This is a genomic window from endosymbiont GvMRE of Glomus versiforme, assembly GCF_003546845.1.
Window position 1 is genome coordinate 219,381 of the sequence record NZ_NWVA01000002.1, and the last position, 22,939, is coordinate 242,319.

Annotated in this window: 29 protein-coding genes and 1 other RNA gene; 11 read left to right on the forward strand and 19 right to left on the reverse strand. The window is 31.7% G+C overall.

Annotated features, from left to right (window positions below; translation table 4 throughout):
• Positions 1–3: 3 nt before the first annotated feature.
• The 3 genes from GvMRE_RS04690 to GvMRE_RS04700 all read left to right on the forward strand — a co-directional run bounded on the left by GvMRE_RS04690 (position 4) and on the right by GvMRE_RS04700 (position 2,124).
• The gene (locus GvMRE_RS04690) at positions 4–639 is read left to right on the forward strand and encodes a tyrosine-type recombinase/integrase (RefSeq protein WP_147410113.1); all 636 of its coding nucleotides are present in this window, start codon (positions 4–6) and stop codon (positions 637–639) included.
• Between the two features lie 37 nt (positions 640–676).
• Positions 677–1,270 carry a hypothetical protein gene (locus GvMRE_RS04695; RefSeq protein ID WP_147410114.1) on the forward strand — a complete coding sequence of 198 codons (594 nt, stop codon included), beginning with the start codon at positions 677–679 and terminating at the stop codon, positions 1,268–1,270.
• 218 nt (positions 1,271–1,488) lie between these two features.
• Positions 1,489–2,124, forward strand: a complete 636-nt coding sequence (locus GvMRE_RS04700) for a hypothetical protein (protein ID WP_147410115.1) — start codon at positions 1,489–1,491, stop codon at positions 2,122–2,124.
• A 92-nt stretch (positions 2,125–2,216) separates the two neighbouring features.
• Here the strand turns inward: GvMRE_RS04700 and GvMRE_RS04705 are convergent, their stop codons facing one another.
• Complete coding sequence (locus tag GvMRE_RS04705; protein WP_147410116.1) at positions 2,217–2,483, reverse strand: hypothetical protein; 267 nt, start codon at positions 2,481–2,483, stop codon at positions 2,217–2,219.
• A 76-nt stretch (positions 2,484–2,559) separates the two neighbouring features.
• Here GvMRE_RS04705 and GvMRE_RS04710 point away from each other — a divergent pair, with 76 nt between their 5' ends.
• The 4 genes from GvMRE_RS04710 to GvMRE_RS04725 all read left to right on the forward strand — a co-directional run bounded on the left by GvMRE_RS04710 (position 2,560) and on the right by GvMRE_RS04725 (position 8,644).
• Positions 2,560–2,922, forward strand: coding sequence for a hypothetical protein (locus GvMRE_RS04710; protein WP_147410117.1), 363 nt, complete (start codon positions 2,560–2,562; stop codon positions 2,920–2,922).
• Positions 2,923–3,281: 359 nt separating this feature from the next.
• Positions 3,282–7,064 (forward strand): leucine-rich repeat domain-containing protein, encoded by a 3,783-nt coding sequence (locus tag GvMRE_RS04715; protein WP_147410118.1) that lies wholly within the window; start codon positions 3,282–3,284, stop codon positions 7,062–7,064.
• Between the two features lie 706 nt (positions 7,065–7,770).
• Entirely contained in the window at positions 7,771–8,199 is a 429-nt protein-coding gene (locus GvMRE_RS04720; RefSeq protein WP_147410119.1) for a hypothetical protein, read from the forward strand.
• A 1-nt stretch (position 8,200) separates the two neighbouring features.
• A complete protein-coding gene (locus tag GvMRE_RS04725; RefSeq protein ID WP_147410120.1) occupies positions 8,201–8,644 on the forward strand; it encodes a hypothetical protein in 444 nt (147 codons plus the stop codon).
• On the opposite strand, the gene GvMRE_RS04730 is transcribed toward GvMRE_RS04725, so the two are convergent.
• The 15 genes from GvMRE_RS04730 to GvMRE_RS04790 all read right to left on the reverse strand — a co-directional run bounded on the left by GvMRE_RS04730 (position 8,645) and on the right by GvMRE_RS04790 (position 17,167).
• The gene (locus GvMRE_RS04730) at positions 8,645–9,265 is read right to left on the reverse strand and encodes a hypothetical protein (RefSeq protein ID WP_147410121.1); all 621 of its coding nucleotides are present in this window, start codon (positions 9,263–9,265) and stop codon (positions 8,645–8,647) included. It abuts the gene before it with no gap.
• Between the two features lie 2 nt (positions 9,266–9,267).
• A complete protein-coding gene (locus tag GvMRE_RS04735; RefSeq protein ID WP_147410122.1) occupies positions 9,268–9,492 on the reverse strand; it encodes a hypothetical protein in 225 nt (74 codons plus the stop codon).
• A 38-nt stretch (positions 9,493–9,530) separates the two neighbouring features.
• On the reverse strand, positions 9,531–10,397 hold the full coding sequence (locus GvMRE_RS04740; protein ID WP_147410123.1) for a hypothetical protein: 867 nt from the start codon (positions 10,395–10,397) through the stop codon (positions 9,531–9,533).
• Positions 10,333–11,508: a hypothetical protein gene (locus GvMRE_RS04745; RefSeq protein WP_147410124.1), complete on the reverse strand. Its 1,176-nt coding sequence runs from the start codon at positions 11,506–11,508 to the stop codon at positions 10,333–10,335. Before GvMRE_RS04745 ends, GvMRE_RS04740 begins: the two co-directional genes overlap by 65 nt.
• 4 nt (positions 11,509–11,512) lie before the next feature.
• Positions 11,513–11,821, reverse strand: coding sequence for a hypothetical protein (locus tag GvMRE_RS04750; RefSeq protein WP_147410125.1), 309 nt, complete (start codon positions 11,819–11,821; stop codon positions 11,513–11,515).
• 2 nt (positions 11,822–11,823) lie between these two features.
• Entirely contained in the window at positions 11,824–12,807 is a 984-nt protein-coding gene (locus tag GvMRE_RS04755) for a hypothetical protein (RefSeq protein ID WP_147410126.1), read from the reverse strand.
• Positions 12,808–12,810: 3 nt separating this feature from the next.
• Complete coding sequence (locus GvMRE_RS13540) at positions 12,811–12,972, reverse strand: hypothetical protein (RefSeq protein ID WP_172575262.1); 162 nt, start codon at positions 12,970–12,972, stop codon at positions 12,811–12,813.
• The gene (locus GvMRE_RS13545) at positions 12,965–13,117 is read right to left on the reverse strand and encodes a hypothetical protein (protein ID WP_172575263.1); all 153 of its coding nucleotides are present in this window, start codon (positions 13,115–13,117) and stop codon (positions 12,965–12,967) included. Before GvMRE_RS13545 ends, GvMRE_RS13540 begins: the two co-directional genes overlap by 8 nt.
• A complete protein-coding gene (locus GvMRE_RS04760; protein ID WP_147410127.1) occupies positions 13,084–13,395 on the reverse strand; it encodes a hypothetical protein in 312 nt (103 codons plus the stop codon). Before GvMRE_RS04760 ends, GvMRE_RS13545 begins: the two co-directional genes overlap by 34 nt.
• Entirely contained in the window at positions 13,395–13,619 is a 225-nt protein-coding gene (locus GvMRE_RS04765) for a hypothetical protein (RefSeq protein WP_147409917.1), read from the reverse strand. The genes GvMRE_RS04760 and GvMRE_RS04765 overlap by 1 nt, the downstream gene beginning before the upstream one ends.
• A gap of 1 nt (position 13,620) precedes the next feature.
• Positions 13,621–14,022, reverse strand: a complete 402-nt coding sequence (locus GvMRE_RS04770) for a hypothetical protein (RefSeq protein ID WP_147409916.1) — start codon at positions 14,020–14,022, stop codon at positions 13,621–13,623.
• Between the two features lie 107 nt (positions 14,023–14,129).
• Positions 14,130–14,636, reverse strand: a complete 507-nt coding sequence (locus GvMRE_RS04775; RefSeq protein ID WP_147410128.1) for a hypothetical protein — start codon at positions 14,634–14,636, stop codon at positions 14,130–14,132.
• Positions 14,623–15,084 carry a Panacea domain-containing protein gene (locus GvMRE_RS04780; RefSeq protein WP_147410129.1) on the reverse strand — a complete coding sequence of 154 codons (462 nt, stop codon included), beginning with the start codon at positions 15,082–15,084 and terminating at the stop codon, positions 14,623–14,625. The genes GvMRE_RS04775 and GvMRE_RS04780 overlap by 14 nt, the downstream gene beginning before the upstream one ends.
• 82 nt (positions 15,085–15,166) lie before the next feature.
• Positions 15,167–16,069: a hypothetical protein gene (locus tag GvMRE_RS04785; protein WP_147410130.1), complete on the reverse strand. Its 903-nt coding sequence runs from the start codon at positions 16,067–16,069 to the stop codon at positions 15,167–15,169.
• A gap of 858 nt (positions 16,070–16,927) precedes the next feature.
• Positions 16,928–17,167 (reverse strand): hypothetical protein, encoded by a 240-nt coding sequence (locus tag GvMRE_RS04790; protein WP_147410131.1) that lies wholly within the window; start codon positions 17,165–17,167, stop codon positions 16,928–16,930.
• A gap of 193 nt (positions 17,168–17,360) precedes the next feature.
• On the opposite strand from GvMRE_RS04790, the gene rnpB reads away from it, so the two are divergent.
• Positions 17,361–17,756, forward strand: an RNA gene (rnpB, locus tag GvMRE_RS04795) — RNase P RNA component class B.
• A 120-nt stretch (positions 17,757–17,876) separates the two neighbouring features.
• On the opposite strand, the gene GvMRE_RS04800 is transcribed toward rnpB, so the two are convergent.
• Both GvMRE_RS04800 and GvMRE_RS04805 read right to left on the reverse strand, forming a co-directional pair.
• A complete protein-coding gene (locus tag GvMRE_RS04800) occupies positions 17,877–18,068 on the reverse strand; it encodes a type II toxin-antitoxin system PemK/MazF family toxin (protein WP_172575264.1) in 192 nt (63 codons plus the stop codon).
• Between the two features lie 105 nt (positions 18,069–18,173).
• Positions 18,174–18,446: a hypothetical protein gene (locus GvMRE_RS04805; RefSeq protein WP_147410133.1), complete on the reverse strand. Its 273-nt coding sequence runs from the start codon at positions 18,444–18,446 to the stop codon at positions 18,174–18,176.
• A 472-nt stretch (positions 18,447–18,918) separates the two neighbouring features.
• Between GvMRE_RS04805 and GvMRE_RS04810 the strand changes: the two genes are divergently transcribed.
• Both GvMRE_RS04810 and GvMRE_RS04815 read left to right on the forward strand, forming a co-directional pair.
• Positions 18,919–19,749 carry a hypothetical protein gene (locus tag GvMRE_RS04810; RefSeq protein ID WP_147410134.1) on the forward strand — a complete coding sequence of 277 codons (831 nt, stop codon included), beginning with the start codon at positions 18,919–18,921 and terminating at the stop codon, positions 19,747–19,749.
• A gap of 194 nt (positions 19,750–19,943) precedes the next feature.
• On the forward strand, positions 19,944–20,318 hold the full coding sequence (locus GvMRE_RS04815) for a 50S ribosomal protein L19 (RefSeq protein ID WP_172575265.1): 375 nt from the start codon (positions 19,944–19,946) through the stop codon (positions 20,316–20,318).
• A 294-nt stretch (positions 20,319–20,612) separates the two neighbouring features.
• Here the strand turns inward: GvMRE_RS04815 and GvMRE_RS04820 are convergent, their stop codons facing one another.
• Positions 20,613–21,788 carry a helix-hairpin-helix domain-containing protein gene (locus GvMRE_RS04820; protein WP_147410136.1) on the reverse strand — a complete coding sequence of 392 codons (1,176 nt, stop codon included), beginning with the start codon at positions 21,786–21,788 and terminating at the stop codon, positions 20,613–20,615.
• A 75-nt stretch (positions 21,789–21,863) separates the two neighbouring features.
• On the opposite strand from GvMRE_RS04820, the gene GvMRE_RS04825 reads away from it, so the two are divergent.
• On the forward strand, positions 21,864–22,892 hold the full coding sequence (locus GvMRE_RS04825) for an alpha/beta hydrolase (RefSeq protein WP_147410137.1): 1,029 nt from the start codon (positions 21,864–21,866) through the stop codon (positions 22,890–22,892).
• Positions 22,893–22,939 lie beyond the last annotated feature (47 nt).

A 22,939-nucleotide genomic window follows, 5' to 3' on the forward strand; every position in this document is an offset into this window, starting at 1 on the left:
AATATGAAAAGAAAAAATAATTACACTCCCCGTCTATCCGAGGAAAAAACAAATCAAATTGTTCAAGAGTTATCTGAATCAAAAGCGACTCTAAAAACTAAAAAACCTCTCACCATCCTTCCTACTAATCAACTCCTTAACCAGATTTGAGATTATTTACTAACTAGACCTAATAAAAAAGGCGAAACCAAAAAAGCGGAACATGAATGCTTATTTCTTTTATGCTGAAAAGCCGGATTAAGAATTAGCGAAGCCATTAGTTTTGACTTAAACTTAGAACACGGAGAAACTGAATACAAGGGCTTATACCTTTTAAGAGGTAAAAGACAAAAAGAGAGATGGGTATATATTGCTTCTGAAATAACCAAAGAATTACGGAAAAGAAAATGACAGCAAAATAACGCTAATCGCTTTACTTTCTTTAAATTCTTAAAGCAAATTAAGGAAGAAATGAAATTACCAGCCAAAGTAGAATTGGCACCCCATACTTTAAGGAGATGTTTTGCTACTCGGCAAGCTATTAATGGCATGCCTTTGCCAGTTTTACAGAAAGTATTAGGTCATGCTAGCTTAAGTTCTACCAGTGTTTATATAAGAGCAGGAGATTTAGATAATTTGGTGAGATTTAAGCCAATTTAATGGATAAAATCAACTATAACAAAAACTTAAATAAACCATGTGAAAAACAATAGCTCGCTTTATCAGCAAACCAATTTACCACGAAGTTCAATTCATGAAATTCTACAAAGCCACTTTAGAGAATAAAGAAGGTAGGTTTGTCTGCTCTTTTGGGGAAAAATATTTGCAAGATTATTCCTCAGAAAAGAAAGTCTGCTTTTTAAAATGTAAAAAAACTAGTTTTGGATTCTCTTGCCAAGCCATAGAATTTTTAGATAACAATGAAGAAGTTACCTCGTGAGTAGAAACTGCTGGCAAAGCAAACAAAAAAGAAACTATCCAAAATCAGGAAAAGTTAAAAAAAGAACTTACGGAAAAAGTGCAAATACTTACTAGCTTGCTTGCAAAAGAGACTGGAAAGAATTGAACCTTTCGTATTGACTCCCAGCCTTTGTCTGTTTATTTAGAATGTTCAGAGAAACCACATTTAAGGTTTTTAGTCAGCAATTTTGCTAAAAATCAAGTAGTTCTGGACCGTAATTCTGCTCTTAATCATTTAAAGAATATTTATGTTGATTTAGCTAAAATTGACCTCTATTATTTGCTGAAAGATGTTGAGGAAAGAATTAAGGTTATTGAGAGGTTAAATTAGTCTTTTTAAGTATTTTTGCTTTTACTTTTAGAAAGTAGCTTAGAAATAAGGGATTTGGTGGTATATTACAAGATATTTACACACGTATGAGAACCTTTAAATTTAACCATGGTTTTTTGCCTATAAGTATATTTTATGGTATACCAGCAAGAAGTTTAATTGGAATTTAAAAATGTAAATATTATGATTACTTTGCAAGAATGATTTGATAAATGAATATGCATAAAAATAACAAAAAAACTAAAGAAAAATTAAAAGGTTTAAATAACTTTCAAGTTCAAGAAAAGACAATATATTTTCCTGATGCTTCCGACTATTCTTATCCAGGGAAGAAAACCAACTCTCAAAAATCTTTAATTCTGGTGATAGCAGGAGTTATTTGTTGTATTCTGCTTTTTTTATTGCTACAAAAGAAAGTTAAAAAAAACAGAACTAGAAGTAAAAAATTTATTCCAATAATTGTGAAAATTGTAAATTCTACTCCTTCACTCAGAAACGGAAAAAGATACTATTTTTTTGTATGAGAGAATAGTTTAGAGTATACAGGTTGATCTAGTTCTTGTTTTATCGTCAATGAAGACCATCCTGTTATCAAAGAAATGGGCGGCATTCCCCAAACTGACCAAAGATATTTTCTTGGAATTAACTCGTGAGGAAAAGTAATCAATGAGTGTGGAATTAATTCTCATTATTTTGAAAATAATAACAACATTAAGCTATTAGGCATGCAATGTTTTTTTTGTAGCAGCATCGATTTTGATGACAAAAAGAAGAGTCTAATGCAGTGTTGGTGCTCTTGTAGAAGAGACAACTTTTCAAAAAAGTGCATTTGTCTAGGCAAGTATAATAAATAGCAATGACATATTTTCAAAAATTACTAACTTACATCGAATATTTAAAAAATTTAAAAGAAATAGAAGTTAGAAAAAAACAGCAGAAAGAGAATTTAAGAAAGAGTTCAAGAGAAAACTCGAATAATTATCAAAAAATAGTTTAATATGCTACAAATCACTTTCTCAATAGTATTAACATTGCTTTCTCTAACATGCCTAATTTGTTCCTGATTTCTCAACAAAGAAAAAACAAAAAAAACAATTTCAGACTGATATTGAGCAACAGCAATTACAGAAGCAATTTTATTTCTTTTCAACGGCCTTAAAGAAATAATAAAATTAGCAAACACACTGTTAGTTACTTTGTTAGTATTGAGCATTAGAATTGTGTTTGAAGAAAGAAAAAAACTTTTTAAAGTGGTAAAAAAATTAATGAGACATATTTATGAAAAGTATATGAATAAAAACAATTTAGAACAGCAAAATGACTATGAGTTTTGTCGGAATCTGCATTTAGAAGAGCAAGGTTTTTCACCTTGTCCGCTCGTTGGTTACATCAATTCTTGGAAAAAAATTCCTTTTGAAGATGGAAAAAGGTTTCTCTATGAATTTTTTATAGAAGACGAAGTTCTTGGAAAAGGTTATTCTCACTATTTTTGAGCCAAAAATTTTTATCCATATGAAGATGAAGAATGATTGAAAAAAATATTAAAACCTGGGACTGAAATAAAAGCTCATGGAGACTATGTGAAAGTTGGCGGCACTAGAATTAAAGGTCTTAAAAGCAATTGAGAACAATGATGAAAAAAAATTACTTAACTTTCCCTTTTCCCATAAACTCCAAAACAATTTAAGCATACTTTTGGTTTATTCCTAGAATACTTAAACTCCTCCATTTCCTGATAAAATGCGAGAAACTTTATTTGCTAGTTCATATTGCGGGTCAAAAAAAACTAATTTAACTGAATTAGTAAGCAAAGAACACAATAATTCTAAGCCATTACCTTCATTTATGGTGTTGTAGGCAAAATTACTCTCTCTCTCTCTCTCTCTGGCTGTATAAGCATAATGTTTAATGTTTTTATAGGAAAATTAAGTATTATTTAGCATTTACTTTTAAAAAGTAGTCTGGAAATAAGAAGGTTTTTGAGTTGGTATATCATAAAATTATTAGTATTATGGAAAATAATAAAGAGAATTGGAAAGAAATACATAAGGAGTTTGAATATGAATCATGCCAAAAACTCTGAAAAGAATACGGCTTTGATTACCAACAAACTAAAGAATGAAAAGAAGCTTTAGGATGAAACTTTACAGTTGATGATTTTGCTTTTTGTGCCTGACTAAGAGACGAAAAGCATTTAACTACCCAGGAAGTTCAACAACAAAACAATTTAGAAAACTTAAAAACAGAATACCAGAAACTTTGAACTGATATTCATAAAGATTTTTCTGAAGAATACTATAGTAAATATAGAAAAGAAACCCATCAGCAAAACTGAGAAGAATGCAATTTAACTTATCAAGATGCCAAGGAATGAATTCCAGCTGGATTTGAACCAAAAGATGGTTGAGAAGTTAGAGAATGAAAAGATCAAGGTTTCACTTCTGAACAAGTCAAAGCATTAGTTGAAGAAAATGTTTGTGATTTATACTATGTTAAAAAATGAAAAAATCAAGGTTTTACTCCAGAACAAATAGTTAAATACTTGGTAAGAATTGGCTTAAATCTTAGGGAAATAGATTTTGCCAATTACTTAAAACAAAAAAACATTCAACTAACTGCTGACAATCTTTTTCAATTAAGAAAAGAATTTTATCCGGGTTACCCTAATGCTCAAGAATATCTAAACAAAAAATATCCCTGCACTTGCAGCGAAAGAAATCATTTAAATGAACTAATTCATGAAAAAAACTGCTCTAGAAATGATATCTGAGAAATCAATCTTTGTAACCTTAATTTAGAAGGAGATTTAGATTTAAAGGGATTTCCTCATCACTCTAAATATGTTATAGAAATCCATCATACTGGCAATCCTAGATTAGGAGAAATTAAGAATAAACCTGAACACGTTAAACTTATTTATCAAAATCCCCAAGAATGACTAAAAAATGAATATTCCAACAAAACCCAAGTAGAAAAAATTGATTTAAATTTAAACTCTGGGAGATCCAGAGAACTCATTATAGATGGTTATTCTAATTTAAAGTGAATACAAGGACATAATGTTTCTAACACAAGCAAAATAACCATTAGCAATTGTCCCCAATTATATTCGGTAATTGTTTACGATTCTAATAATATCCGAGATAAAAATATCCGAGAATTAATTCTTCATAATTTACCTAATTTAAAGAAGCTTGATTGTCATTATAATAAACTAACCACTTTAGAAATGAATAATTGTGATAATTTAGAAGGAATTAATTGCTCTGGTAATCAACTCACTGAAATTAAATTACCCTCGGGAGAAAAGTTAGAAGAATTAAATTTATGCTATAATAACTTCAACCAGGACTTATCTTTTTTAAGTCATTTGGTGAATTTAAAAAAACTAGATTTAAATAATAATCCTCTTTATGGTAGTTTAGAACCTTTGCAGCTGATGAATAAATTAAGATGACTTGATATTTCTAATACTGATATAGATAGTGGTTTAGAATATTTACCTAATAGTTTGAAAGAATTTATTTGTTCAACAAATATAAAAAAAGATGCCAAAGTAAAAGTTATTGAAGAAGATTTTGAACATTTCAAAGATATAAAAAAACTCAAAGAATTCAATGGTTCTGCCCGAAAGTGATTGAATGAAAATTGTCCAGAAAATGGAGAATGCAGAACAGATCGTGTTAAACCAGGAACAGGAGGACGCCGACGACGACGACGATGATACACGGATAAAGAAAAAGTAGAAGGTCCTAGCTGACACATTAATGGCAAAAAAAGAGCAGATATCACTGAACTAGGTATCAGTTATGAAGAAATTAACAAGAATGAAAAAGACGAAAACAAAAAAACAAAACTAAAAGGAGGATTATGGCTAAAAGGATTTACTGATCTAGAAAAATTAAATTGCTCAGATCATCAATTAACTGATTTAGATTTAAGTGATTGTCCCAACCTAATTGAACTTGACTGTTCTAATAATAGCTTTAAAGATTTAAACTTTCTCAAAACTCTCAAAAGTCCCGAAAAACTAGAAAAACTCTCAATTCAAAATAATCCACAACTGGTTGCTAAAAACTTAGATTCTTTATCTAATTTTACTAATTTAAAAGAATTAGATATTAATGATTGTCCTTTTGGAGGAAGTTTAAAACCTTTACAAAACCTAAATAAATTAGAAAAATTAAATATTAGTAATACTAATCTTCGTGAAGGGTTGGAATACTTGCCAGAAAGTTGCCAAATACTTTATTGTGATAGTGATTATCAATATAAGTCAGAAAAAATTATGAAAGAACTGGACAAAAGCAAATGCTCAGAAGGAGAGGGAGACAAAAAATATTACATTCCTACTAAATGAAAAATAGACAAAGCTAATAATACCACTGCTTCCATCATCCCCCTAGAAAGATTATTCGTAATTAGAGGTAATCTTAAACAGTTTATTAATAAATGAAATAAACCCCACGAAAACGACTGATATGAAAAATCAAAGAATTTTCTTCAAGAAAAATTACTTAGAAAATCAACTAAGGAAGTGAGTAACGAACTAACTAAATTACAATCTTCCGGTAACCCAGATGAGTTAGGAAAAGACCGATGAATAATTTATGGCACTCAAGCTTTCGGTCGCGGGGCAGCCATCGCGGGGACAGTTTTAACCTTTCAAGATCAAGGTACCCTCGGAGGAGGTATTTTAGGTGCTTATCCGATTGCTGAATTATTAGTTTCCAAACTAGATGAAAGACTAAAAAACAAAGAAATTAAATGAAATGAATTCTTGAACGATGCTGATACATTCTCGGATAATTTTAATGAGTTACTGGGAATTACTAAAGGAATTAAAACCAATGAATTAGGAATGGTAAATAAAACATTCAAAGTCTTAGAAAAAAAAGTAAAAGACTTTTTAAATGATTATGACGAAAACAAAGAAGGGGAAGAAGGATATGAAGAAATCGACCTAGAAGAATTAACTAATAAAGAAAAGCGAAAAAAGCTAGCTCAGGATTTAAATGATAAGGGAAGTAAATTATGAGAAATAGTAAAGGCTATAAAAGATTTAGAAGGCATAGTGACTAAATATCGTCAAGGAATCTTAGATGAAAAAGAAACACCAGAAATTAATCTACAATTGCATCAAATAACAAATGAAAAACAATCGATAAATCAGGCAAAAGAAACCCAAGACAAAGCAACTCAAACGGAAAATCTTACTTCCGAAAGTTGACTAGCAAAAGCCAAAAACTTACTCTGCTGTAGAAAAGATAAAAATGAACCATCACTTAGAGATAGTTTAAGTTTAAATAACAGTGAAAAAGAGTTAGAAATAAAAGAATCCCTTGAGTATTTAGAAAACACTCAAGAAAAAGATTCCTACACTTCAGTTAAAATGGAAAATACAGATTTAGACGAACACTTTGCCGAAAAAGATGAAATTGAGCAAATACAAGTAATCAAAGAAGGAACTAAACAGGAACCAGAAAACCAAGAACAACAAGAAGCAAATCCTGAACAAAAAAACTGACAAAACCAAAACTTCACCACCGAGCAAACCCAACAATGAATAGAAGCAGGTTTAACTGCTAATGAAGCTAACTTTGCCACCTGATTGCGAGATATAAAAAGCCAAGACTTAGAAAACTTTGCTAACCCCCAGTGAATAAAAGAAAAAATTGCCACCGGAGAATTAAACTTAAATGAACTAAGACAAGCTTATGAGCAAGAAAGTAAAGAAGTTAAAATAGATATGCAAGCACAGGTTATTCAACCACCAAAAGGAGTAAATAACTAATGCTCTCTCTCTCTCTCTCTCTCTCTCTCTCTGTAAAGAAGATTTAACATGGTAGATAAAGACAAACAACAAGCAGAATTAAGGGCTTTTGGGCTTTATTTTCCAGAAGGTGGTCGAAATCAGGGAATAAGAAAAGTATCAAGAAGCCAGTTTTGCTTGAAATAAACACAATACTAATGAAATTCATGCTAGAAATCACTATATTAGCGGTAAATTAAATGAACTAGGAATTAGTTTTAATGACACAATCGCAAAATACCGCCAACTAATCAGAGAATTATGAGACTTACAAATCGAAACTATAAGAGAACTAGAAAAACAAAAAAAATCCACTAAACCAAGCACTAAAAACCAATCTAAACCTAAACGGTATAAACCAAAACCTCAACAAGAAAACTGAACCTGCCAAGAATGCTTTTCAGAAATCAAGACCGGAGAAGAATACTGATATCACACTACTAAGCATGACAACAAAAAATTCTGTTCTGAAGAATGCTTTAGCGACCATTACAGCCAAACTTGCTCTAATTGTTTTAAAAAAACCCTAGAATACTATCCTGATAAACAATATCCTTCATTAGTTTATTGTTGAGACTGTCAGCAAGAAAGAGAGTATATCTGCTGAGGTTGTGCCAAAACTAAAGAAGGAGATTATTATGCTGAAAAGGATAGTTCAAAGTATTGTTCTAAGGAATGTTATGCTCGAATGTGTAAAGCGGAAGAAGAAAATAAAAAGTTAGACTTTGACTCTGAAAAACATATTAAGGATATGGTTGAAGCAATGAAAAAATCCATAGAAGAAAAGGACAAAAAAGACCAAGGAAACAATAAAGATAATCCTAACAACAATCAAGAGAGAGAGAGAGAGAGAGAGAGTAATTTGCCACAAAACAATTGCTTCAACTGTAATAAACTTTTAGGCAATAAAAATACTTATTGATATGATGAAGCAAAAAGTGATGACAAAGAGTTTTGTTCAAAAAAATGCTGTGAAGATTATTATAACAAAGTAAACACTAAACAAGAAAAAAACAATTCTAAACTACCACTTTATATTTTTGGTGGCATGATTGGAGTAGGAGGGTTAGTTTCTCTGATTATCTTTTTAATAGTTAAAACGAAGGGTAGAAAATAGCATGAACACAGAATTGTTTACCAAAGAACTAGACGAAGTTACCGAGAAGATAAATAAGTTAGAAATCCAAGAAACAGAAGAAGATAACAGTTGAAAAGTTTGACTTTGATATGGAAAAAATAATTGACCCAATGAAAAAATTTGCCTTGAAAGGAGAGCTTCTTGGCAAAGTTTAAAAAGCGAGATTGAAAGAAAAATCAACCTTATCAAAGAAATGCAAAAAAGCATTAGCATAGAGGAAAAGAATGCTTATTTTTTGCTTATCAACAGATATTATGACAAACTAGACAAAACAGAAAGAAAACTTAGAAAGTTAGAAGCTCATTTGGCTAATGCAAAAAGCCAGCAAATTACTCAATGGATTACTCTGATAATTTTTGGAATAATGCTAATTATCTTAGTTGCTTTTGTGCTTTACTACATTGTTTTCAAAGATAAGAGATAATTATCTTCTGTCGTCTTTAATAGCAATTTGATAAACTGCATAGATAGCTAGACATATTAGGATATTTTCCAAAGTAAGAAAAGCCATAATTCCCTTCTTATCTTTATCACCACCTCCGGAGCCAACAGAAGAGATATTTTTGTTATTATCTTTGATTCTATCATTTAATTGCTTGATTGTTTTGATAATATCGTCTCTTTCTTTTTTATCATCTTCTTGTTGAGCTAAAAGAACTGCTAATCTTTTTTTCAATTTTTGCCTTTTTTCCTCAGAAGTATTAGGGTCTTTTATTTCTCTTGTTATCTCTTCAATTTCTTTGCCTCGTTTTTCAATTTTATTGTCTATTTCTTTTAGTTTTTTGTCTTTTTCACTAACTTCACTATGAAGTTTCTCATTATCTTTTTTTAGAGTTTCAATAGTTTGACCTCTGATTTCAAGATCCTTAGCTTGATTTTTGACTTTCTTTTCCTCATTATCTACTTTGCTACCAATAAGGTTTCCAGCAATACCTCCTCCAATAGTAGCAACTACTAAAGGAGTAGCTGTTCCTCCGGTAGCAATTATACATACAGCACCAGCAACGCAGCCCGCACAAGTGCAAAATGTTTGTCAGAAGCCCATTATTAAGTGGCTCCTTTCGTGTTGTTTTCTTTTGTATTCATATCTTCTAAATTAAGTTGTTTTTTAATAGTAGCAAGTTGGTTGGTGAATTCTTTTAATTGTAAGTGATATTTGCCAATTAAATTGGCTCAAGATTTAAGGGAAGCTTTGGTGTTTTGGATGAGGGATTCAATTTGGATTATTTTTTGGTTTAATGATTCGATTTGTTTATTATTGTTTTTATTCATAATTGGTTTTGATTAGTAAGCATTGGGACAGGGATTGGCTATCAGGGAGGACTTCGTGACCTTCTACCACTCATGTTACCTGCTATCGTTGAAAGCAAGGCAGATATTTGTTGCATAGTTCTGCTTACAGTACCATTCATAGCAGTTTGACTTGTTTGGATAGCAGTTCTAGTTTGATTAGCAGTTTGGTTAAGTTCCTTTAATCTAGTATCAAGAGATTTGCTGATGTCTTCACTGATTTTATTAGCAGTTAATATTAGACTTTGGTCTACTCTCGCTAATACCTCTCCTATTTTTGGATTGCGAGGATTAGTAAATTTACCCTCAAAGTTTTCTAACTGTTTGCTATCATATAATCTTCAAAAGAACTCAAAGAATTCGCCTCATTTAATTTTTACTTTTTTTGGCTGTTGATTTGGTTGCTGATTGTTTGTTTGGTTATCATTATCTTTTTCTGGTTCATATTCAGCACCGGGATTATTGTTAATAAATTTGTTCCAAAATGGCAAAAAGTCTTTGTCGAAGATAATTTTATTGAATTTATTTACTCACTGGTTATCTTCATCATTTAAAGTTTTTGTTTCCATCCAGTGTTGAGGAAACTGAGAACTAATTCCGGCATCATCAGCATAATTTATAAAGTCACCTAGTGTTCAACTAAAACATAAAGGATTAGAAAGACGACCAGATTGGTAAACAGCAATGTCTATTTGGTCTAAATGATTAGTGGCAGCAATTCATAGATTTTGAGTTTCATTAGTTCTGTCATCGCCTCCCATACATTCTTTTAAAAAAGTTAGTTTAGTCGGTTCTTGCAAAACAGTGCTGGTATTAACTTGGTTAGCTTCATCTATAAACAGAATATATCTTACTTCACCATTTTCTTCTCTTATGAAAGAAACCAAAATCATCTACTAAGGTATGGTCAATGTCACAAAGGGTAAAGATAAATTTAGTTAATGGGTCGATGTTAGCATCATAATCGGCTTTGCGGGGAGTTAAGGAAGAACCCTGAATCACTACTAGCGGATATCTATCAGTTTCATAAGCCAACTTTTCTGCCATGATTGATTTACCGGTTCGTGGTGCTCCATAGAATAGGGCATTGTTGTCTAGTTCATTGAGTTGAGTGTTAAGTTCTCCTCTAATTGGGTTTGCTAATGCTTTTTGTTCTCATTCTTCAACTATGGAACTGAATTTATATTCTTGAACTTCCTCTCGTAATCTAAGTTCTTCTGCTCTATGATGTGCTTTTTGTTCTTCATTTAAATCATCTCAAAGAGAAGGGGGAAAGCAGATTTTATAGGAAGCAGTCATATTGAAATATGGCGGTTCTTTTCCAAGTTTATTAGTAAAAGAATCTCAGGCAGTAACAAAATCGGCTTGTTTATTTGCTAATCATTTGTCAGTTCAACTATGCGGTTCTCTTCGTCAATGTAATCTTTGCCTTTTAAATCTTTCTTGTTGGATTAACTCAATTGCTTCTGTCTTAACATCATTAATATCTTTGGTTGAATCTTCTTTTTTGATATATGGAGTTTTGTTAATTTTCTTAGTGTATTTCTCAATAATTTCTTTAATCTTTGGCATTTCTAGTTCTTCTTGCATGCAAGCTGCTTTTATATCTTCAATAGCTTCTTCACGGGCTTTTTTCGGCCTTTCTCTCTCTTCTTCTTCCAACTCTTCGGCTTTTCTTTCAATGGCTTTGAGCATCCTTGCTCCAAAAGCTTTTACTTGGGAGGGTAAATATAGAGAGTTTAAGTGTTCTTCTCAGTTTTCTTTTTCTTCTCACAGAGACTTATCTAGTTTCTCAGGAAGCACCAAATAATTTTCTTTAAACATTTCCTCAATTTCTTCTTTAACTCTGTCTCTTTCTTGTGGTAAATAACCCAAAAAATAGTAAGCAATCCCTCCAATTAAAAGCAAAGCAATTAACATAGTGGCTTGCTTTTGTTTTTTTTGTTTTTGGTTTTCAAGGGCTTTTTGCTCTGCTTGTTCGTCAAATTCGTAATACATGATTTTATTCTCTAAGTTTTTTTAGGAGTTCAACTCTTTTCAATACTCTTTCTTCCATGGCTGCTTCAGCTCGTTCTTTGCGTCGCAAAACTTCGGCAGGGTCTTCTTGTTTAGTGAGGTAATAAATGACAAAGGCTAATAGGGCAAGTATGGCAATTAAAACCAACCCTCTTTGTCAAGGTTCTAAATTAGTGTAATTTGGGCTGAAATTATCCCATAGTTCACCGGCTTTTTGTTCTAATTTCTCGGTTTGTTCACCAAGTTTTTGTTTTAGTTCTTCAGTGTCAATATCAAGGTCAAATTGTTTAGTCATGGTTAATAATCGTATTCGTATCTACTTCTGGGCTGGCTATCTTTTTGGTTCATAAGAAGAAAAAGAACTACTAGAGCTACAACAGCAAAGATAATTAATTGCTGATTTGATTGGTTGTCATCATCTTTTTTTCTTTTGTTTCGAGGAGTTTTGTTGTTATTTCCGTCTGGGTCATTATTATTATCGGAATCACTATCAAAAGGGTCATTAGGGTCAGTTGGATTTCTTCGGTTTCCACCTCCTCCGCTTCCGCTATTACCATCGCCTCCCGAGTTTCCTCTTGCTTTCTTTTCAAGTGCTTTTTTTATTCCCTCAATCATGTCAGAAACATATTTACTGGGATCAAAGTTTATTTTAGAAGTAGGGATTGCTTGTTGTTTTCTTAAATTATCTTCTAGTTTCTTGCCATCCTCTTCAATTAATAGTAGCAAAGCTGCTCTTTTAGTTGGATCTTTTTCTTTAGATGCTTTTCTTTTATTTTCCTGTATTCGTTTTTCAATTTGTTTTTGTTCCAACTTCAAGCGTCTTAGTTCTTCAATATGTTGATACTTTTCTCCTGTTAATTGACTTTTCAATTCATCTAGTTCTCTGCGACATTCTTGCATTTTTTCTTCTACATACGGACTCATAGCATCATCGGCTCAAATGATACAGATACCAAACATGGCACTCGAAGCACCAGTTCTTGGGTGTAAATTATTGCTGATTTCATCGACTTTCCGAGTATAATCACGTTTTTTAGTTTCGTATTCCTGTTGACTAGTGCATTTGTTTAATTCTTCAATGATTTTCTTGCTATCTAAACTTTGCAATTTATCAAATCCTCGGGCTAAAGTTCCGCAATCTTCTCGTAAGTTGTGACTACCTCCTCAATTACAATGTCCACCATCTCAATAAGTAGAATCATTATTGTAAGCAGGATTTCCTTTACGAGCATAGCCTAGTTGACTAAAATCAGTGTGTAGTTGGTCAGCGATATATTTCATATATTACTTCGCTATTCCTCTCAACACTTCTTCATCTTTTTCTAACCTGCTTCACTTCCATAGCATTCATGCTAAAACAATCACTACCGGTAAAACAAAATACCCTAAACTAACCCCACATAACAACTCTTTCCATCATACTTTTTCTTTAAAATCTCTAATCATGCTCTCCTCCTTTAATAATCTTCCCTAAAAAGCCAAAAAAAGTCCAACCAATAAATCCTACTAATCAGAAAGTTAGGCCAGTAATAATTCCAATCACCATTCACCCACTCATTATCCATGTCTCCTTTCAATCATTCTTTCTCATTCACTTAACTTTCCTTTAACATTTTGAGAAATTTCTTGTAAAGCTACCTGTAATCCTCTATTTTCTGCTTTCAAATCATTTTTCTCTATCTCTTTTAAGCCCAAAGAACTATTCAGTGTTCTTATTTCTTTTTTCAAGTCTTCATATTCACTAGAAACAGTTAAAAGATTTAATTCTTCTTTTTTTCTACATCTTTCACAATCGACTGGTCTTCAACCACATTGAGGACACTTAGCTCCTCAAATGTGGTCACATTGGCTGCAATAAACATTAACCATTATAAACTCCTCCCTAATTCTTGGAATTCTTTAATAAGTTTCTCTAATATCTTCTCATTTTCGGAGTTTTCTTTCATTTGGAGTTCTAATTTACGATTGCTTTCAGCTAACTTTTGGTTAGTTTCAGTGATAGTTTGGGTATTGGTGGCTAGTTTGGTTTTAATTTTGGTTTGGAGTGTGCTTCATTCAGTGGCTAATTGTTGTAATTTATCTTTTAAGTTCATATTATTTGATTTCTTGGTTTAGTTTTTGCATGGAGGCTATTAGGTTATTAAGCGTTGTTTCTAGGGCTGATTGGTCTTGGTTAGAGGGCAGGTTATCAGTTTGTGTTTCTTTATCATTAGTAGGCTTTTGGGTAGGCTTTAACTGGCTTTCTAGCTTGTTTTTAAGCATAGTTAAGTTTCAAGACTTATTAGTATCTATTCCTTGCTCTTGGGCTCAGAGGGCAACTTGGTTTCATTGGTTGGTTAAGAGGGAAATTTGTTTATCACTTAAATTAGTTTGAGTTTGAGTAGATTTAAGGGCAGGTTGAAGGCTTTTAGGAATAGTTTTTGGGTGTTCTTGTTTTTGACTGAAATAATAGACTATTAGGATTAAAAGAATAGCAATTATTAAGATTTTATTCATAGTTTTTTAGAAAATTGGTGACAAGAGGACAAGGAATAAAAGGGCAAGTTAAAAGGAAAGCAAAAGGGAAAATATAACAATATTTTTAGTGAAAAGGGCGAATTATGTTAATCACAACTTTTTAAGCATCAAGTGCAACTAGGTTTAGAAGGCAAAGGAAAGTTTTTCTTTTTGTCCTTATTGATTAAGTGCCAAATGTCATAAAGGAGAATATAAACTAGATTTCTTTCAACTATACCAAATATTCTGATTTGTTTGCTGATTTTGAACTTATAAATATCTGGATCTTTAATGTTTTGCTCAATTCAAGTTGTCGGATATCCAACTTTTTGAAAAACTTTGGCAATGTTGTTTCTTGTCTCATTAATTTTATCTTTTTTCACTGGATAACAATCTTGATCGCTTTCTAAACCTCGAATAGTCTTAGATGACCAAACCCGTAAAGAATTCTCAATAATTGTGCGATATTTTCTGATTTCATCCTTTGGAACCTGGTTAGTAAAATAAAAATTCTTGTTATTTACTTCTACGCACTTATTTAAAGTATAAGCAAAAGAGAAACAAATATTATCAGAATGAATTTTATTCTCTGAATCTGGCTTAGGCTTTGGCAAAACTAATCAACTCCTCCAAAGCAATTTCTTGAGTAGAAACTTCTGTTTCAGGCAACTCGTCTCGGGCTTTTTGTCAAGGACCATGATGGGATTTTTCTACTAAATCTCAAGCTTCTAATGCCTCATTTTCTTGGTAAACTTTTACCAATACAGCAAGAACTTTTTTTTGACGCAAAGAAGGAATCTCGGCAAATAGAGTATCTAAACTAGAAGAACTAGTCATAGCATCAAAAACACTTCTTAAGACTGGACCATATTTCCAAGCTTGAAATTTTTCGCGGAAAAGAAACAAATCATTTCTCAATCCTTCTAGGAAAGAAAAATAAATCAACTTTTGAATAACTAAGTGTGAAATAACTCCTCGTTTGTAGAAATATTTAGCGATTGCTAAAGGCTGGATGTTCAGGTCTTCTCCTAATTTCATTTTGATTGTGGCAAATTTGTTCATAATAATTGGCATGTTTTTTCTATATATAGATTTTATAAGTTTACAAAATTATTTAAGAATAACGCTTGAAATCAAGGCTTCTTTAATCCCATTTACATCATTTTTCACCCCCGATTTTTTGTTTTCATTCTCAGCGAAAGTTTTGGCAATCACTGGAAGTATACTTTCTCTTTAATTCTAGTTGGCCAGTTTCAAGCAATTCTAGAATATAGAAAACTAAATAAACCCCACAGTTATAACCATCTTTTTGCTTGTCTCCTTGGAGAATTTGGATATTATTTTCTAGTTCAGTAATTTGGCTAATGAAAGGCTTTAATTGTTTTACTTCACTTTCTATTCCTCACCCAGAAGAAGTATAATAAACTTGATAATTAGAGCATTCCTCTCCAAAAGTTAAGTTTTGTAAAATAAATAATCCTCAGTGATTTCCTGAAACTCGCAAAGGAAACAACACATATTCAGCTTTATTTCACTCTAATTCTTGGAGGAATTCAGGCAAATCTCAGTCTTGGTTATTTTGGGCTTTATAAAAGCAGTTGTAAATGTTGGCAATATCAGTGCGGAGTGTGAATTGTTTTTGCTTAGTTAAAGCTTCCTGTATTCTTGGGTGATTAGTTAAAATGAATTCTAGGTTATCATCAGTAAGTCAGCCATAATCAGTAGGGGCATTAATGGGCTTTAGGGCAGGAAACTTAGGAGTTTCTATTGCTGCGGGTTCATAAAAAACTTCAGCAGCAGGGCAATGGATAAATTCAGGGTCAGGGATTGAGATATTGGGAAGAAAGTTAATTATGGGCGAGCGAGGAGGAGAAGGCGAGTTAGTAGGTGGGATATTGGGCTTTTTAGGGTTAGTGATGGGTAGGATTGGCTTAATAACAGGTTTTTTTTGAGTAATAACAGGTCGGGGAGGCTTAGTTTCTTGGTTTAGGTAATAAATCATTAGGGCAAAGATAATTAAAAGGATTAATAACTGGCTCTTGTTCATACTAACTCATTAGGAAATAGAGCACTATCAGGGCAATAATCACATACAATCAGAGGTTTTTATTAGTGGGATACTTAGCTTCTAATTGTTCTTGTAAAACTTGCTTTTCTTGCTGAACTTTGGTTAATTCTTTTTGAAGATTTTGGAAAGCATCACCTTCTACTGAGGCTGATTCTAGTTTTGTGATTCATTCAGTGAGTTTAGTGATTTCTTGGTTGGCAGTGTTAAGTTTAGTTTGGAGGTCAGTATTGCGTTCTTGGATTAGGGCATAAGATGCTTGTTTTTTGGCTAGTTCTTGGTCTTTTTGGTTTAAGGTGGTTTGATAGGAAGTTTGGTTTTGTTGGCTTTGATTTTCGGTATTGGTGAGTTGGTTTTTGGTGTCTTGGAGAGTGTTTTCAGTAGATTTTAAAGTATCTCTTAAATAGTCAGCAGATTGCTTGAATTTGTCTTTTTCTTGGTTGAGTTCTTGGATATTAGCTTCTAATTTTTGCTTTTCTTGATTTCATTCTTGGAGAGCTTGCTGTCTTTCTTTTAAGAGTTTTTCTTCAGTTTCTTGCTTGGTTTTTTCTAAGTCTTTTAGTTGCTTTTCCAGAAGAGTTTTTTGCTCCTGTAATTGCTTTTCTGCTTCAGTTTTAGCTGTCAGGTCAATTTGGAATTGATTTACTTGCTTTTGTAGGGCTTCTTTTTGCTGGATTTGTTGCTGATAATTAGCTTCTTTTTGGCTGTATTCAGCAACTTTATTTTCTAAGGTTTGGATTTTTTCTAAGAGTTCAATTTCTTTACGGAGTGGAGCCGTAGATTTCTTGCTACCAGTGCGTAAGTTGGCTAATTCTTGTTTCTTTCTTTGGATTTTAGTGTTTAAGGGTTCACTGGGTCGCTGATGGTTTCTTGCTGTTCATATTCTGCTAACTGGGTTTTTAGGTTTTGGATTTCTGCTTTTCAGGAATCTAAGAAAGTGAAAAAGGGTTGGAGGCGTTTACAATTGTTGATAGTGAGAACAATGAGTTTTTTACAGTTTTCCAAGCCTTTAATTGTCACCAAGTTATGACAATTGTTAACATCCAAAGAAGTTAAATTAACTATATTCTTCACTATCATGTTGATTACTTTACCCTGGACCGCTTGATGATAACTTATGCGGGACGCCTTTTGGTTCCTTCGCAAGTAAAAGTAATTAAAGCTTTGGTAAGCATGTATCCACCCAAGAAATGATAAAATAGTTGGTGTAAATAGATGCATTATTCCTAAAATTATAATATATGGACCAAATTAATCCATATAGTAAGTGCTAACCAAACACTGATGGCAGTTAGTAACAACTAATTGAGGAAAGTCCGTACTCGCCCAAGCTGCGACGCTTGGAATGTTGGTGCTAGAGTTAATAATTCTAGGCAGGAATACAAATTCTTGACGGCTGACGAAATACCTAACTAGGTTCTCAAATAGGGTAAATTATAGTTTGTCATGTTCTCCGACCCTTACCTCCTTTCTACTTACAAGGTATTAGTCTATAAAAGTGCTATAGTGACGAATACTAGAGAAATCTAGGAAGTGAGACGACGTAAACCCCGCCAGCGAGCAATCCAAATTAATTGGTAGGAGCAGCCAAAAGGAAGAAATGAATTCTAATTGGCTATTCGCAAGAATAAGATAAATCATCAGTTAGAACAGAATACGGCTTATGTTTGGTTAGCAGTTATTGATAAATAACGCCTAATAATAAAGGTTAAAGGTTGCCAAATCTCAAAATTTAATTTCTTTTCTCAAAACACACCAATGAGAAACACCACTATCAAATCAAACATTTTTAATTTTTTAAGGCCAAAGTAATATGTAAAGATTTTTCTACTTTTTCTATTTCTTCTATGCTTAATTTTCCTAACTTATCACCAAATCTTTTTCTATCCACAGTGCGAATTTGGTCAATTAAAATTACTCCTTTTTTGTTTTGTAAATGACTGGCTACTTGAAAAGGATAAATCTTATCTATTTTGCTCATTATTAGAAATCACCACTCCCGGATGTTTGCCTTGCAGTTCCCGTCCATTACTCGATGGCAAACTAATTTAGTAGACTTCACCTCGCCGAATTAACTTTTCTGCCATTATTTACTATTTCTCCTTTTTTTCTCTCAATTTATTCAGTCCTCATCTTGGGCTTTTTCTCATTTTTTCGCTAATTCTAATAAATGAGGATTATTAGCATAACACTCTTGATAGGCTTTGGCTAAATCTTCTTTTTCTTGCTCTAATTTTTCCTCTACTGTTTCTTTAATAAATTTACTAATTTTTCCCTTTCCTACTTCTTGCTGTAAACGTTGGTATAAGGTAATTGGAATGGTAATGCTTAAAGTTTGTTTTGGTTCTACTTGTTTCATAATATTATAATTTTATATTGTTATAATGTTTTTTTTCATAACTAATTAAATCTATCTTTTTCTAAATCAAAACCAAAATCTAATAAAATACTATCCGGAATTTGGTAAAAATTAACTTTTACTTAGTTAAATATTAATAAACAACTTTTATTAGAAGAATTAAAAAAAGCATTAGTCAAGTATCAGCAAAAAGAAATTAAAAATGAGATAGTTTTGTTGGTTATCCAAAAAAGATAATTTCTTTTTCTTGCCTGTGTTTTTGTATCCAAACACAGGTTAAGCAAATTTTTTTATAAAAAGTGCAAGTTCACGCTTAAAATTATCTAAAAATCTTTATTCGCTAAATAAACATTTTTAACCTTTTTATCATTCTGTAAGGCTGCTTCTTTGTTTATATTATTAAAAATCATATTCGTTATTTCATGGATTAACAAGAATATTTTATCTTGCTAGAAAAACAAAAAAAATATATATGGATGCAGAAAAATTAGCCAAGTTAAAAGAATTACGTTCACAAACCGAAATTAGTATTAAACTTTGTCAAGAAGCTTTGGAAAAAAATAATTATGATTTGCGGCTGGCACAACAATGACTGCAAAAAGAGGCAAAAGTTTTTAGAAAAGACCAGGGGGAAAACGAGCAAAAACAAAAACTTGGTGTTGTAAGTATTAAAGAAAAACAAAGCAAAATAGTTGCTTTTATACTTACTTATACGGACTCTTCTATACCTTCTGATAGTGAAGAACTTGGGAAAGTGGTAGAAAAGTTAGAAAATATTCTTTTAGATAATTTTTCAATTTTTTACAAAAAAGACGATTGAAAATTGCCAGAAGAGGCACAAAAAGAATTAGATAAATTGTCGCAAAGGATAAAAGATAAAGGAATTAAATTAGAAAAATGCCGATTTTTTCAACAAAAAGAAAATGAACATTTAGGAATTTATGTTCACCAAAAGAAAATCGGAGCCTTAATTTCAATTCAGGGGGGAGATGAAGATATTGCCCATGAACTAGCACTACAAGTAGTAGCTAATAAGCCACAATTTCTTTCCTTGGAAAGCATTCCCCAAGATATTAAAGAAAAAGCAAAACAAAAGTTTTCGATCCAGATTCAAGAAAAAAACCCGGAAAAAAAACCAGAAGTTATTCAAAAAATTACACAGGATAATTTGAATAAATACTTAATCAAAACTTATGCTTGTTTTTTAGAACAAAGCGATTTTCGCGACCCAGAAAATAAAATTAAAGACTATTTGACAGAAAACCAAGCACAAGTTAAAGAATTTTATTTGCTAACAGTTTAAATCTATAAAAAAATAAAGAAAAACAAAAGTTAAGAAATTATACTTGTTAATTTGTTTGTCAGACAAAAAAAACATTTTTTCTAATTTATTCAATTGATACTCTTTATAGCGTTTCAAAATTTGTTAAAATAACAAGACCCTTAATGATTAGCAAAAACATTAAAATTGCTCTTTCAGTATTAAAAATATCTATTATGGAAAAACTTAAATCTTCTGCTCAAGGCAATTTATTAGACCAAATTACTGAACCATATCTGCGAAATGACTTGCCTTCCTTAGAAATAGGAGAAAGAGTAAAAGTAATTATGAGAACTCAAAGTAAAGAAAACAAAGAAGTGCATTCATCTTCATTTGAAGGAACAATTATTGCCCAAAAAAGAAAAAAGCAAATTAGTTATAATTTTACTGTGCTTCACGAAAGTAATAAATTAATTGTCAAGCAAGTTTTTTCTTATCATTCGCCTCTGATTGCTGGAATTAAAAAACTAGGTAAAATTAACCAAAAAGTTCGTCAGGCGAAATTATATTCTTGAGAAAGAAAATTAGTTGCCCGAAAAGCTGGTGAATAAAATTAAAATATTATGCTTTGTGCGAAATGTTACAAAAAAAATCCAGAAGGATAAGAGATTAAAAAAGGAAGTGGATTAAGCCTTGAAGTTGAATTGGAGGAGGAAGTAAAGTAGTTTGCCGCAAGTGTGCCAAAAAAGATGAAAAAACCAATCGGATAGTTTGGGGTTTTTATTGGTTGGTTCGTTTTTGTTCTTCTTTTTGGGATTTTAACTATTATTCTGCAAGAAAATATAACAACTATTTTGCTTTTATTTCATTAAAAACAACGAAAAAATTAAAGTTATTAACAAAAATTAAATATTAGGACCACTTTCAATAATTAAATGATATTTTTCCAAGTTTTCTAACTGTTCTAAATGATTTTTATTAAGAACAGTTGCTAACTCTTCTTTTCAGTTGTTGATTTGCCCTTTTTGCTGTCGGTAATCAATGATTCTACGAGCATAACTTTCTCCAATACCCGTAATGGCCGTAAAAGGGATTAAAATTTGCCCATTAATTATTTGAAAGTTTTTAGTTTCAGACTTATTGAAATCAACTCCTAAACGAAAATCTAAGTGTTTTTTTTTCATCTCTAAAATAATTTTCAAAGTGTAAAGCAATTCTTTTTCTTTAGTTGTTAGTTTTCACTCGCGCAAACTATAATTAGGGATATTTACTTTGTTCTTAACTCTTTTTTTTTCTGCTTCACTCAAATTTAAATGTGGCAATGACTTTCCTAAAAGTAGATTTTTGCTTTGTTCATCACAGTTCTCTATTTGCGTAATAATTTTTTGCTTAGTGGTTTGGAGAACAGCACTAATTTCTTCTTTTTTTTGGACTAAATATTCGTCTTTATTTGCTTTGTTTCCGTTAATTCCTTTAATTAATTCTTGCAATACTTTAACAATCGAGAGCAACTCTTTTTCGCTATTTTTGGCTTTTCCAATGGTTTCTAAAAGTTTTTCTAAACGAAAATTAATACTTTCCGGGTCAAAGGTCATTAACCAAATGTCGTGAACTGCTACATGATAGGTCAAAAGAACCGAATAAAATTCTTGGGGATGATAAACTTTATAGTAAGCAGTCCTTCAAGCAGTAGTAGTATAAGCAATAGCATGGGGTTTAGGAAAGATATATTGAATTTTGCTTAAAATATTGTAATATTTTTCTCCTGAGGTTAATTCTTTACTGGTTTTTTTTGCTTCTTGGATTTCTTTTAATAGTGATTTTGATTTTAATGGTAGTAATTTAGCCAAAAAATCAACAGTTTCAAGAGTTTCCTTTCTCTGATTAGCCAATTGTTCTACTTGGTCTATTTCCTGACTTTGCTCAAGGATTGGTTCTTTAATTTGGTATTTTTGCTCAATTGCTTTTAGCAATTTTTGTGCCTCGCTGTTTGGGTTATTTTCTTGCAGTGCTTGATGAGTTTTTTGAATAACTTTCAGCAAATAATTAACTTTTTGCTGATTTTTAAGTTCTAGGGACATTGTTTTTAAGTATATTTATTTTTAAGTTGCTGCTTATTATTAAGAATGTTCGCAAAAATCACTTAAAATCTTTTTATGCTTGGCAAAATTAAAAAAATGCTTATTTTTTTGTGAAAAAAGAGAGTTTTTCCTAATTCTCAGGGAGCAATCAAAGACAGTGAATTGTCTGTGGACCAAATTAATACTAAAATTAGAGATAAATTAAAAACTAGGAAAAATTTCATTGTTCTCTCTCGTTATGAGACTTATTTTTCTTTTTTAAAGGATTTAGGTTTATGAAAGAGCTTTCAAATTTTGTCAACAAAGGATTCAATAGTTCTCCGCGGTAGTAATATTCGCCCTTTAGTTATTAATGAAAACAACGACAAAGTAATTATTTTTTGTCATGGAGTAACCAGCAATCAGTGGGGTTTGTTTTATTGTATTCATTTAGTTTTACAATTAGGCTACCAAGTAGTAATTTATGACGCTCGAAATCACGGAATTTCTGGCAAATCTTATACTACTTTGGGAAAAGTTGAAGCCTATGATTTGGAAGATATTGTCAATTGAACCAAAAAATATTGTCAACCACAACAAATTGGTCTTTACGGCTTTTCCATGGGAGCAGCAACTTTACTTTTTTGGTTAAGTTTATTTCAGAACCAACATCCTGAAGTAAAATTCCTTATTTGCGAAGCCCCTTTTGATAGTTTTTCCGCCCAATTTAAGAATTTAACAAGAACAAAGGCTAATTCTTGACGTCGCTTGATTGCGGAACGTTTTTTGAAGTATGCTTTGCCTTCTTCACAAAACTTAGAAGACGTTAACCCCATTTCGGCTTTGCCTGATAAATTGTCTCTTAAACTGCTTTTGCTTCACGGCACTGCTGACATCACCATTTCTTGAAAGGCTTCTTACAATATTTGGGAACATTTTCAAAAAAATCCAGTTAATCGACCATATATTAATTGCTATTTTTTTATCGGAGCCGACCACGGCGAAGTTCCTTTTATTGGTGATGCTTTGGTTGGTAAATTGCGATGAATTGGGAATAAACGCCAAAAGTCAGAGTTTTCCACTTTTACTGAATTGCTGGTAACTTTTTTAAAAAAAAATTTTTAATTTTCGTTAATTTTGGAGAATTATTTTGGGCCCAGGAAAACAAAATT